The sequence below is a fragment of the Roseiflexus sp. RS-1 genome (assembly GCF_000016665.1).
Taxonomy (GTDB): domain Bacteria; phylum Chloroflexota; class Chloroflexia; order Chloroflexales; family Roseiflexaceae; genus Roseiflexus.
Map to the genome: position 1 here is coordinate 3,745,669 of NC_009523.1, position 12,992 is coordinate 3,758,660.

Annotated in this window: 9 protein-coding genes; 8 read left to right on the forward strand and 1 reads right to left on the reverse strand. The window is 59.7% G+C overall.

Annotated features, from left to right (window positions below):
- Positions 1-604: 604 nt before the first annotated feature.
- On the forward strand, positions 605-4,486 hold the full coding sequence (locus ROSERS_RS24255; RefSeq protein ID WP_011957694.1) for a PA14 domain-containing protein: 3,882 nt from the start codon (positions 605-607) through the stop codon (positions 4,484-4,486).
- A gap of 526 nt (positions 4,487-5,012) precedes the next feature.
- Here the strand turns inward: ROSERS_RS24255 and ROSERS_RS15355 are convergent.
- A complete protein-coding gene (locus tag ROSERS_RS15355) occupies positions 5,013-6,074 on the reverse strand; it encodes a homoserine dehydrogenase (protein WP_011957695.1) in 1,062 nt (353 codons plus the stop codon).
- A gap of 119 nt (positions 6,075-6,193) precedes the next feature.
- Here ROSERS_RS15355 and ROSERS_RS15360 point away from each other — a divergent pair, with 119 nt between their 5' ends.
- The 7 genes from ROSERS_RS15360 (at position 6,194) to ROSERS_RS15390 (ending at position 12,954) form a co-directional block, all read left to right on the forward strand.
- A complete protein-coding gene (locus ROSERS_RS15360; protein WP_011957696.1) occupies positions 6,194-6,757 on the forward strand; it encodes a GNAT family N-acetyltransferase in 564 nt (187 codons plus the stop codon).
- Between the two features lie 193 nt (positions 6,758-6,950).
- Complete coding sequence (locus tag ROSERS_RS15365) at positions 6,951-7,307, forward strand: NADH-quinone oxidoreductase subunit A (protein ID WP_011957697.1); 357 nt, start codon at positions 6,951-6,953, stop codon at positions 7,305-7,307.
- A 311-nt stretch (positions 7,308-7,618) separates the two neighbouring features.
- The gene (locus tag ROSERS_RS15370; protein ID WP_011957698.1) at positions 7,619-8,425 is read left to right on the forward strand and encodes an NADH-quinone oxidoreductase subunit B; all 807 of its coding nucleotides are present in this window, start codon (positions 7,619-7,621) and stop codon (positions 8,423-8,425) included.
- Positions 8,403-8,972 (forward strand): NADH-quinone oxidoreductase subunit C, encoded by a 570-nt coding sequence (locus tag ROSERS_RS15375; protein ID WP_041333807.1) that lies wholly within the window; start codon positions 8,403-8,405, stop codon positions 8,970-8,972. The genes ROSERS_RS15370 and ROSERS_RS15375 overlap by 23 nt, the downstream gene beginning before the upstream one ends.
- A gap of 31 nt (positions 8,973-9,003) precedes the next feature.
- On the forward strand, positions 9,004-10,128 hold the full coding sequence (locus ROSERS_RS15380) for an NADH-quinone oxidoreductase subunit D (RefSeq protein WP_011957700.1): 1,125 nt from the start codon (positions 9,004-9,006) through the stop codon (positions 10,126-10,128).
- A 133-nt stretch (positions 10,129-10,261) separates the two neighbouring features.
- On the forward strand, positions 10,262-11,584 hold the full coding sequence (locus ROSERS_RS15385) for a 4Fe-4S dicluster domain-containing protein (RefSeq protein ID WP_011957701.1): 1,323 nt from the start codon (positions 10,262-10,264) through the stop codon (positions 11,582-11,584).
- A gap of 11 nt (positions 11,585-11,595) precedes the next feature.
- Positions 11,596-12,954: a complex I subunit 1/NuoH family protein gene (locus tag ROSERS_RS15390; protein WP_011957702.1), complete on the forward strand. Its 1,359-nt coding sequence runs from the start codon at positions 11,596-11,598 to the stop codon at positions 12,952-12,954.
- The last annotated feature ends 38 nt before the right edge of the window (positions 12,955-12,992 follow it).

The window sequence follows — 12,992 nt, forward strand, 5'->3', positions numbered from 1 at the left end:
GATGTGATCTCAAAACCATCACCATCCGTGCCGATCCGTGGTCTGTTCATTATGAAACCACGGATTGCCACGGATGTTTTCATTTCTTACAGCATTTCTCAGATACACTGACCATTGTTCCTTATCTGCCGTGTCGCGCGAGGCGTCTGCTGCCAGCGGATTGTAGACCGAAATTCATTTCGGTCGCCTTGTGGGGAGTGCGATTCCGGGAGTGTTGAACCTCGTCTGCCAGGTTCAACCTTTGTGAGAACTGCTATAATCCGTGCCGATCCGTCGCACCCGTGCCGATCCGTGTTCTATTCCGGCCTTGTAGGACAAAGCCCGCCGGAACGACCTGCTGCTGTGATGCATGGCACGGCATAAATGACAGTTTCTTAATTCTTGTTGCGACACGTTAACCGAACAGGGAATGTAGGGCATTACAATCACCAACGGCGCTGCGCAGCACTGCACGGATGATATTTCTTTCATCTGATTATGACAAGTTAACCGAAAAAAAACCGAAAAGGGGGTGATATTCTCATCGTAAGTACTGCCCGTGGCGCGCTCCGCTGCTCCAGCGCGACGCACCGGGCGCAGGTTGCAGAACCGACAGGAGTTTGCTATGCATCTACGAACACTCATCGCCGTCGTATGCGCACTCTCCTTGGTGATGACCTCACTCGCCGTCACACTCGTCACCAGCAGCGCTGGTGAAGCAGCCCTGGCGCAGCAAACACAGCCCTACCGCGTTTTTCAGTTCGCCGTCGGCGCCCAGGCACCGGTGGGACAGTTCAACAATCCCTCCGGCGTGGCAGTGGCGCCCGACGGCACGGTCTACGTGGCAGATAGCGATAACCACCGTATCCAGCGCTTCAGTGCTGCTGGCGAGCTCCTCGGCGCGTGGGGATCGCCGGGCACGGGCGATGGACAATTCAGCAGTCCACGCAGCGTGGCAGTGGCGCCCGATGGCACGGTCTACGTGGCGGATACGGGCAACCACCGTATCCAGCGCTTCAGCGCCATTGGAACTTTCCTTGGTACGTGGGGATCGGCAGGACTTCTCATTGATGGTCAATTCTGGTATCCCTCCGACGTGGCGGTGACATCCGACGGTACAGTGTACGTGGTGGATGACCACCGCATCCAGCGCTTCAGCGCCACCGGAGTCTTTCTCGGCGCGTGGGGGTGGAGACCTGGCAAACGAGTGGCAGTGGTGCCCGACAACACGGTCTACGTGGCGGATAGTGACAACCACCGTATCCGGCGATTTAGCGCCATTGGCGCGTTCCTTGGTGAGTGGGGATCACGCGGCAGCGGCGAGGGGCAGTTCAACACACCTTCTGACGTGGCAGTCGCACCTGACGGCACGGTCTACGTGGCAGACTACTGGAACCATCGCATTCAGCGCTTCAGCGCCGACGGAACCTTCCTCGGCGCGTGGGGATCAAGCGGTAGCGGCAATGGGCAATTCGTCGGACATTTGAGTGTGGAGGTAGCACCCAACAATACGGTCTACGTGGCAGATAGCTTCCGCATCCAGCGCTTCAGCGCCACTGGAACCTTCCTCGGTGCGTGGGGATCACGGGGCAGCGACCAAGGGCAATTCAGCAGTCCGAGCGGCGCGGCGGTGGCGTCCGACGGCACGGTCTATGTGGCAGATAGTAACAACCACCGCATCCAGCGCTTCAGCGCCGACGGAACCTTCCTGGGCGCGTGGGGAGCGGAAGGCAGCGGTGACGGGCAGTTCGTCTATCCTCGTAGCGTGGCAGTGGCGTCCGACGGCACGGTCTATGTGGCAGATAGTAACAACCACCGCATCCAGCGCTTCAGCGCTACTGGAACCTTCCTGGGCAAATGGGGGTCGGAGGGCAGCAGCGACGGGCAATTCATATATCCTCTGAACGTAGCAGTAGCGCTCGACGGCACCGTCTACGTGGCGGATGTGGCTAAGGGTAGCATTCAGCGCTTTAGCGCCACCGGCGCGTTCATCGGCACGTGGGGGTCGCAGGAAGGGGCAGGCAACCTTCATTTCTATCCTGCTGGCTTGGCAGTAGCGTCTAACGGCGTGGTCTACGTGGCAAATGCCAACAAATCACGCATCGAGCGCTTCAGCGCCACCGGAACTTTCCTCGACGCATGGGGTTCTCTTGGCATCAACGACGGTCAGCTCTGGAGTCCTAGAGGTATAGCGGTGGCGCCTGATGGCACTATCTACGTTGCGGATACAGGTAACGGCCGCATTCAGCACTTTAGTGCCACTGGAATCTTCCTCGGCTCGTGGGATTCGTGGAGCATCTTTGACCGGCAGTTGTTACAAAGTCCTCTAGAAAGCCCCGAAGACGTGGCAGTGGCGCCCGACGGCAAGGTCTATGTGGTGGATAATGGCAACCACCGCATCCAGGTGTTCGGAACAGACTACCCAAATGCCTGGCGCGGCGAGTTCTTCGCCAACGACTGGCTCACCGGACCGGTTCTGCACGTTGAGAATGTGCCCGACCTGTTCCTGAACCGGTCGTGGGTTGGGCAACCGGCGGCGACCATCCCCGCCGACCATTTCACCAGTCGCTGGCTGCGCTATGTGAACTTCCCCACCACCGGACGCTACCGCTTCACCATCCGCGCCGATGATGGCGTGCGTTTCTGGATTGATGACCGGCTGGTGGTCGAGTCCTGGCAGCCGCAGTTGCTCACCCGCGAGGTGACCGTTGAGCTGTCGGCGGGCTACCATAAATTGCTGGTCGAACATTGGGATCGGGATGGTGGAGCGACGCTGGCGCTGGAGTGGGCGAGGGCGGACAATACAACGCCTACACCGACGGCGACCCCATCCCCGACGCCTACCCCATCGCCGACACTGACCCCATCGCCGACGGCGACCCCATCCCCGACGCCCACCCCGCCGATCGACTCCGCCATCGGGGTGGATCTGACAATCGGCCTGTATCGCAATCCGAACAGCCAGGAGCGGGCGGTCTATGAGGAGATGATTCGCTATCTCGCCGACGCACTGTTCGAAGTGTCGAATGGCGCGCACAAACTGCGCACGGTGCGCATCTATCCGAACAATACATCAGCAAAAGATATTATCTGGGTGGAGAGATGCTGGCCGAGTGCCCACATTTCAGGATATGGGAGAGCACAACACGGTTTGCGTATCCAAATGTGCGACATATTCGACTTCGGCTCCGGTAGTTACAACTACTTGCAGAACCGGCGCGCCTGGGAGAATGCGGGCTATACCATCGCCCACGAAATGGGGCACTACCTCTACTCGCTGTATGATGAATACCGAAACGACAGAAGAACGTGTGATTGGACAAATGATCCCGGTGCTCCTTGCCGGGACGACATACCGGTCTCGCCATCGGTGATGCATAGTCAATGGAATGCTACAGGTGGTCAGTATAGCTGGCTGAACTTCTCGTCGGCGGCGAATTACAGCACAAGAACGGCTCAGTACCGGGTCTATCGGGCAAGCGGCTGGGAGACGCTGGTCCGGCGACCGGAACTTGACCCACGCGATGGCGTGCTGGCATATTATCCACGCCGGCTGTACCACCCCGAACTGCGGAACGTCGCTCCGGCATCTGGCCAGCTCCCCCGCATCGATCTCATCACCGGGCACCAGGCGCGCAGTATGCTCCAGATTATCTGGGAGCCGACATCAGGGGCATCGCTCGCCAGCGCCGATATTACGGCCAGCCTGTTCGCCCTGGAGGGCAACAATGTCACCTACCCGCAACCGGTGCGGCTGATTGCTGTGTTGCAACGCACCTTGCCGATTGCTGGCGCAACCGTGCGAGGGGAAGTCGTGCTGCCCAACGGTCAGACGCAATCCCTGACCTTCCGCGATGATGGGGTCGCCCCCGATGCACTCGCCGACGATGGGCAGTATTCAGCGCTCTTTGTGCCAACCCAAAATGGTCAGCATCAGTATCGGGTGACCTTCACCAACCCCACGCAGGCGGCGGTTGAGGTCTATAATGGACTGCACCTTGCGCCGCCGCCGCCGGGGTACCAACCGGACGATTCGCTGCTGGCGCCTGTGCCAGTCGTCGAGAACTTCACCGTCAGCGCCCAAACGACGGTCGTGGTCAGCGGGGTCAGGAGCGACGACCACGGCAACGATCCCGGTACGGCCAGTCTGCTGAATACCGATAACCTGGATCAGTGGGGGCATATCGAGCGAGGTGGTGATCGTGACCTGTTCCGCATCACCGTCGCGCAGGATATGACGATTGTGGTGCGCGTGACCGATCTGGCAGCAGGGATGCAGCCGCGCCTGCGCCTGCTCGCCGGGGATGGGACGACGCCAATATCGGCATTATCGCTGGCGAAGAACTATCCGGCGCTGGTGTACACGGCACGGGCAGGCAGCGTGATCTACGCTGAGGTCAGCCACGTTGATCCCGCAGCGAGCGGCGGCGTGTACCGGATCAGCGCGGGTTCGCCTATCGTGAGCGATGGTCTGAACCAGGTGCATATCCCAATCGTGATACGATAACTCAGCCGTTGGGCAACAGCTCATCAATCAAGAACTGCAGAGAGTGGCGCGCCTGGGAATGTCCAGGCGCGCACTGCACTCTATGCCGATCCGTATGCTCCTTTTGGAGCAACCACGGATTGCCACGAATGTTGTTCTTTCATAATCCGTGCCGATCCGTGTGCCCTTTGGGAATAAACCACGGATACACACGGATTGGACGGATGGGCACGGATGTTGTTCTTCCTTGATCTGTGTGCATCCGTCGCACCCGTGCCGATCCGTGTTCTATTCATTAGAAACCACGGATTGCCACGGCTGTTGTTCTTCCTTGATCCGTGCCGATCCGTCGCACCCGTGCTCATCCGTGTTCTATTCATTAAGAAACCACGGATACACACGGATAAGACGGATTGCCACGGATGTTGTTCTTCCTTGATCCGTGCCGATCCGTCACATCCGTGCGCATCCGTGTTCTATTCATCAAGCAATCAGTTCTCAGTCCTCAGTTCTCGGTTCTCAGTTCTCGGTTCTCAGTTCTCGGTTCTCAGTTCTCGGTTCTCGGTTCTCGGTTCTTCCGCATCCGGTGCAGCGCCAGCAGATCAGAGATAATCGCAAAGCCGGTCGCAACGCCACCCGCGCCTGGACCGATGATCGTCACGTCGCCGAGCAGATCGGTGCTGATCGTCAACGCATTGGCGACGCCGGAAACGCCCGCCAGCGGATGGTCAGTCCTCAGACGCATTGGGCGCACCACGGCGTGCACGACCTGCGCATCACGCCAGACGCGTGCGATCAGTTTCCAGCGTTCCCCGGCGGCAGTCGCCGCAGCGACCATATCGGGCGTAATGCCGGTGATTCCTTCACGCTCCACATCCATGGGCGTCAGATGGGCATCCATCAACACATTCGCCAGGATCGCAGCTTTGCCGGCTGCATCATACCCTTCGACATCGCCGGTTGGATCGGCTTCGGCATAGCCAAGGCGCTGCGCTTCTGCAAGCGCGCTGGCATAGTCCATCCCGCGTTCCATTGCCGAAAGAATGAAATTGGTCGTGCCGTTCACAATCCCGCGCACTTCCTGGATCTCACACCCCGCCAGATCGCTCCACCCCAACCGGAGCGCTGGCGTTCCCGCCATCACCGTCGCCTCGAAGCCGAGCAGCACGCCACGCTCCTGCGCCAGACGTCGCAGTTCGGCAAAGTGCAACGCAATCGGTCCCTTATTTGACGTGATCACGTGCATGCCACGCGCCATCGCAGCGCGAATATACCCCGTCGCCGGTTCGCCGGTTGTCATATCGGTCGGCGACGCTTCCACCAGCACATCGGCATCGACCGACGCGATCATCTCGTCGGCGCTCCACGCGCGCGCGCAATCCCACCCGCCGACGGCGCCGGATGCAGCGGATTGGAGCAACGCCGCAGCATCGATCCCGCCCGGATCGTAGACACACCAGCGTCGGGTACAGACCGCGACGATGCGCACATCGACGCCATAGCGCTCCTGCAGGCGTCGGCGGTGGAGCGACAGTATTTCGGCAAGCCCGCGCCCGACGCTGCCAAACCCCACCAGCGCGAGACGATAGGTTGAATGTTCGTGCGTCATTGGATCATTCCTGTCACGCTCGTCTTAAGATGACGCATTGCGTTATAATGTCAAGAAACATCAACCCCATTCCGATAGAACCTGATGTATCATATCATAAAGCAGGAGCGAGAGAGCACATGAAGACACAAACCGACTCACAACATTTCGTGCGCGGACATGGCACAGTCACCGTCGTCACCCGCAAAGGGCGCAAAGTGCGCATCCGGCATATCCGGCCCACCGACGCCGGGTTGCTGGTCGATCTCTTTCATCATCTATCGCCCGAAACGCGGCGCTTTCGCTTTTTTACCGCCCTGCCCGATCTGCCCGAAGACATCCTGTGGCGCGAAGCGCGTCGCTACGCCGATTTCGATGAGCACAAACAGGCGGCATTCATTGCACTGGCGCGCGAAGGCGGCAAAGATCATGCCATTGGCGTGGTGCGCCTGGTGCTCGACAAGAACGACCCGGACACTGCCGAATTCGCCATCGTTCTGCGCGACGACTATCAGCGCGAAGGGTTGGGAACGATCATGCTCGACCTGTTGCTGCAACTGGCGCTGGTGCGTGGCATCAAACGGCTGCGCGGCATCTCGCTGGCGGACAACGAAGGCATCCACCGCCTGATCCAGAAGTGCGGCTTCCCCGTAACGAGCCATACGTCCCACGGCGAAACCACGCAGATCATTCACCTGGAATAGCGCTCACATCTGGACACGTCTGCCGCAATCACGAACCGGCTTCCCCTGGCGCAGCCCGCCCCGCTGTGAAATTCCTTAATCTCTGGTTATAGCCCTTATACCTGTTTGTTTGCGATTTCACGAAGGGTTATGATATACTCAAGTAGCATTCGCACACCAGCGCAAGACAGTGTCCAGCAAGGAGGGCGGCTCGATGCTTGCGAACTACGCATTTATCGGCGTATTCTTCATCGGTGCGATCATCTTCCCGATTATTCCGCTTGCGGCCGCCTACTTTCTCGGTCCCAAACGACCCACGCCGATCAAACTCGACACCTATGAGTGCGGTCTGGAGGCGATCGGCGATATCCGGGTGCAGTTCAAGATCCAGTACTACCTGTACGCGCTGGCATTCGTTATTTTCGATATCGAGGTCGTGTTCCTGTACCCGTGGGCAGTCGCGTATGGACAGTTGGGGCTGTTTGCGTTCATTGCGATGGCGATCTTTCTCATTATCCTGATCGGTGGTCTGGTGTACGAATGGAAGAAGGGGGCGCTCGAGTGGGTGTAGGCGAGGCGAGAGGCGAGAGGGGTTGAAGGTTGAACGTTGCACGTTGAACGTGGGACGACAACGTGTAGGGGCGCAGCGGCGCTGCGCCCGTACCGGGGGCGAGGCGCGAGAAGTTGAAGGTTGCACGTTGAACGTGGGACGACAACATGGAGGGGCGCAGCGACGCTGCGCCTGGACCAGCAGCGGAGGCGGCGCGCGGCGAGGGGCATGAGGGGTGAAGTGTGAGGCGTGAGGAGTTAAAGGTTGCACGTTGCACGCAGGAAGGCAAGGTGAAGTAAGACGCGCAGCACGCAGCACGAGAGGAAAGCAACATGTCGGATGATCGTGAGATACAACTCGAAGCCGAAAAGCATGGCGTCTTTTTGACAACCATGCAGCGATTCTATAACTGGGGACGGCGATCCTCGATCTGGCCCCTGTCGTTTGGTCTGGCATGCTGCGCCATTGAGATGATGGCGACCGGTCTGGCGCGCTTCGACCTGGCGCGCTTCGGAGCGGAGATGTTCCGCGCGTCGCCGCGCCAGGCGGACCTGATGATTGTTGCGGGGACGGTCACCAAGAAGATGGCGCCGCAGGTGGTGCGGCTCTACAATCAGATGCCCGAGCCACGCTACGTCATCTCGATGGGCGCATGCGCAACGTCGGGCGGTCCGTTCCGCGATGGGTACAATGTGTTGCGCGGCATCGATCTCCTGATCCCGGTCGATGTCTATATTCCCGGTTGCCCGCCGCGCCCCGAAGCGCTGCTCCACGCACTGATGACATTGCAGAAACAGATCGATGCGCAGCGCCTGAACCAGGTGCGCTGGTATGGCAAACGCGAGGCGAAAGAGTATCCGGTGCCGACGTTCGGGAAACATGGGTTGGAGATCGATGGCAAACTGATCGATCCGGTCGGCGGTTTGCCGCTGGTCAGCCCGTATACGTCACCCACGCACGGTGAAATGCGTTCCGGGATGATCGAGCATCCCGAACTGGTGCGCCATTTCCCGATCATGGACGAAACAGTCGAGCGCGAGTCGCCCTATAAGGCGACGGGCATTGCGATTGAGATCGCCCACAATGACCTGAAGCGTCCTGCTGTCGAGGTGGACCATGCCGAAGATGAGCGCCGCTGAACTCAAGGAGCGACTGGCTCAAGATCTGCCTGGTGTTCTCATGCCGACACGCACCCGCACGCAGACGAGCAACGGCAGCGAGGCATCGGTTGCTGACGGGAAGGCTGCGCGCCCTAAACGCGGAGAACACGCGCCGGTCGATCTGCTGGCGACCGATGATGCAGTGGTGTATCCTGAGCGTCTCCCCGAAGTGGCGCGGTATGTGCGCGATGTCCTCGGTTACGAACTGCTCTCGAACATTACCGCCGTCGACTACCTTGCCGACGGGGTGATCGAGATGGTGTATCATTTCTTCCATCTCGACGGCGGTCCTGCGCTGGTGATCAAAACCCGCGTGCCGCGCGATCATCCGGTGGTTCCATCACTGACCGATGAGTGGCCTGGAGCGAACCTGCAGGAGCGTGAGGCGTTCGATCTGTTCGGCGTGGTGTTCACCGGGCACCCCAATCTGACGCGCATTTATATGTGGGATGAATTCGAGGGATGGCCCATGCGCAAAGACTTTCCCAAGCAGGGCGATAAGTATTTCGGCGATAGCGGTGAGTGAGGAAGGGCGCGACGCCCTGCAGGTGTGAGCAATGCTTCAGACGCAGGAACTCCAGATTAATATCGGACCACAGCACCCATCGACGCACGGGGTTTTTCGGATGATCGTCACGGTCGATGGTGAGACGATCGTCGATCTCAAGCCGGTGTTCGGCTATCTGCATCGCAACCACGAGCAACTGGCGGAGGTTTCGACGTATATTCAGTCGATGCCGTACACCGACCGTCTCGATTATTTCAACTCGATGGCGAATAACCATGCGCTGGCGCTGGCGGTCGAAAAACTTGCCGGTATCAGCGTGCCGCAGCGCGCCGAATATATTCGTGTGCTGATGGTCGAACTGACCCGCATTCTGAACCATGCGTCGGCGGTGGGCTTTCTGCTCAACGATATGGGCGCCTGGCAGACGCCGTTGATGTTCGGGATGCGCGAGCGGGAGAAGATTCTCGACCTGTTCGAGATGGCGAGCGGCGCACGGATGATGTGCAACTATTTCCGCTTCGGCGGTGTGTGGCGCGACCTTCCGCCAGAGTTCATCCCGCAACTCAAGGAGTTGATGCAGGGGTTGCCGTCATTTTTCGATGAGTTCGAGCGCCTGCTGAAAGAGAACGAAATCCTGCTCTCACGCACGATCAATGTCGGCGTTCTGCCAAAGGAGGTCGCCGTCTCGTACAGCGTCACCGGTCCGGTGCTGCGTGCGTCCGGCATTCCGTATGATGTGCGTCGCGCCGAGCCGTACAGTGTGTACGATGAACTCGACTTCGATATTCCGATCGGGTCGGTCGGCGATGTCTATGATCGCTTCCTGATCCGCATCGAGGAAATGCGGCAGAGTTATCGGATTCTCCAGCAGGTGATCGAGCGTCTGCCCGATACCACGGGCGGGCATATCAATCCTGCGATGGCGAACATTGGGAAACAGAAGGCGTTGCGCCCGCCGCCGGGTGATGCGTATGCGCGTATCGAATCACCGAAAGGCGAGCTTGGCTTCTATCTGGTGAGCGACGGGAGTGAGCGACCATACCGCTACAAAGTGCGGGCGCCTTCGTTCATCAACCTGACCCCCCTTGGCGACATGTGTCGGGGGCACAAGGTCGCCGATGTGGTGGTCATTCTCGGCAGCATCGACATTGTGATGGGCGAAGTGGATAAGTAGAAATTTGAAACTCGCGGCACGATAATACGATTCGAACCCGAAAGCATTCGACGATACTCCATAATGCACCATGGGTGTGCAGGATGCGGCGCTTCAGGCGAATCGCTGAAAGCATGGTAAAGGTGCAACGTTGATGATAACAGAAACAGAGCCAGAGACAACCGAAACCCAGACAACACGCGGTAAGGTGTACGTTATCGACCGCGGACGGCCAAAATTGCGCGCCGGGCAGGGGTTGCTGACCGGTCTCGATGTTGTGTTTCGCCATTTTCGCGATGCGTTGACGCGCAAACTGGAGAAACCAAGCCAGCAAACCGGCGTTTTTACCGTTCAGTATCCCGAAGAGCGTTTGAAACTGCCCGAAGCGTTTCGCAATTTCCCGATCTTGCTCTACGATGACGAAACCGGTCATGAGTTGTGTACGTCGTGTTTCCAGTGTCAACGCATCTGTCCGCCCCAGGTCATTCATATGACCCAGGCGCGCGATCCGGCGACCGGCAAGGCAGTCCCGGCAGTCGCCGAGTTTCTGATCGAGTATGATGCGTGCATGAGTTGCGGTCTGTGCGCTGAAGTCTGCCCATTCGACGCGATCAAAATGGATCATGAGTTCGAGTTCTCAACCGATGTGCACGGCGGGTTGACGATCAATAAGGCGGGATTGAACCGTCCTATTTCGTACTACGAAAAGATTGCGCCGACGTTCTGGGCAGAGGTGAAGGACGGCGCGATGAAGAAGTTGCAGGGCAACATGAAGCGCCGCCCCGACCTGATCGGTGTTGCGCCGCAGATGATCGACACGATCAAGGCAAAGCGCGCCGAAGCCGCCGTTGCTCAGGCGCCCGCCCCTGCTCCCTCAGCGCCCGACAGCGCGCCAACCGACAAAGCGGCCCGCCTGGCTGCTATTCGCGCAAAGGCGGCAGCAAAGGATGCTGAAGCGCAGCCTGCACCATCGGACGACAGCGCGCCAACCGACAAAGCGGCCCGCCTGGCGGCTATTCGCGCTGCCAACGCCGCCAGGAAAGACGAAGCGGCGGATGTGGCGCAAACGTCTGATACCACGCCCGACGACAAAGCGGCTCGCCTGGCGGCCATTCGCGCTGCCAATGCCGCCAAAAAGGCGACGGCTGAAGGCGCACCCGCGTCGGCATCCGCCGCACCGGCTGCCCACGCCGCGCCGACATCCGATACGCCGCCCGCCGCCAGCAGCACGCCCGACGACAAAGCCGCCCGCCTGGCGGCCATTCGCGCTGCCAATGCCGCCAAAAAGGCGGCGGCTGAAGGCGCACCCGCGTCGGCATCCGCCGCACTGCCTACCCACACCGCGCCGACATCCGACACGCCGCCCGCCGCCAGCAGCACGCCCGACGACAAATCCGCCCGCCTGGCCGCCATCCGCGCTGCCAATGCCGCCAAAAAAGCCGCTGCTCAAAAGCAAGACGGAAATGACGATCAATAGGTGAGCATACTATGACGGACATTCTGAGATCGTGGATTGGCAGCGCCCTGCCCGACTGGTTGATCGTCTTGATAGCCTATCTGATCGTCACAACGATCGTCCTGTTCTACGCCGTCGGCAACTTCATTCTGATGGTGTGGGCGGAGCGACGGGTTGTTGCGCGCATGCAAGACCGTCTCGGACCAAACCGGGTCGGACCGGCGGGTTTGCTGCAACCAATCGCCGACGCGGTCAAGATGTTCACCAAGGAAGACATCGTTCCACGCAATGCTGATCGCTGGGTTCACCTGCTGGCGCCGGTCGTCTCGCTGGCGCCGGTGGCGATGATGCTCGCCGTCATTCCCTGGGGGCGCGGGTGGGAGCCGATCGATCTGAACGTCGCCCTGCTCTACATTGTCGCAGTATCGGCGGTATCGGGCGTCGGGCTGATGATGGCGGGTTGGGGGTCGAACAACAAATTCGCGCTACTTGGCGCGATGCGCGCCGTTGCGCAACTGGTCTCCTACGAAATCCCGGCGGTCACTGCGCTGCTGACCGTCGTCGTCCTGGCTGGCGGCATGTCGCTGCTGAACCTGCCGCACTTGCAGGCGGGCGTGCCGATCATGGGCGCGACCATTCTCTGCAACGATCCGGCGGGATGTTCGCCGCTGCTCTATACCACAATCACATCGTTCCCCGGTTCGCCGAATGAACCGGTGCAGGCGCTCGATCTTGGTCTGGGATGGTGGGTGTTTACGCCGGTCGGGCTGCTTGGCTTCGTGGTCTTTTTCATTGCCGCGCTGGCGGAAGGTGAGCGCACGCCGTTCGACATTCCAGAGGCCGACTCGGAGATCGTTGCAGGGTATATGACCGAATACAGCGGAATGAAGTTTGCCACGTTCTATATTGCGCAGTATATTCTCAACTTCGCACTGGCAGCGCTCGCAGCCACCGCATTCCTTGGCGGATGGCAGGGACCGGGGGTCGCGGCGCTGGCGAATATGGGCGGTCCCTGGGTGCATGCTGCTGCTGCGCTGTCGGCATTCTATCTGCTTGCCAAAATCTGGATTCTGTTCTTTGTGATGATCTGGTTGCGCGGCGCGTTCCCGCGGTTGCGCGTCGATCAGTTGATGGACTTTGCCTGGAAACTGTTGCTGCCGCTCGCGCTGGTCAATATTGTGTCCGCATCGCTGATGGTGTCGATCACGCAGTGGACAGGCGCGCAGTGGAGCGGAGTGGTGAATCTCGATGGCTTCGCCTCCTGGCAACGTCAGTTGATCGCGGTGATTGTGACGGCAATTATCAATATCGCCGCCACATACTGGATTCTCTCGATCAACCAGCGTCCGGCAGAGCAAGAATGGGACGAGGAGTTGGTCGTGGCGCCCTGAGCGTGCCAGCGGGATAAGCGCTGTTGACGGATCGGCGA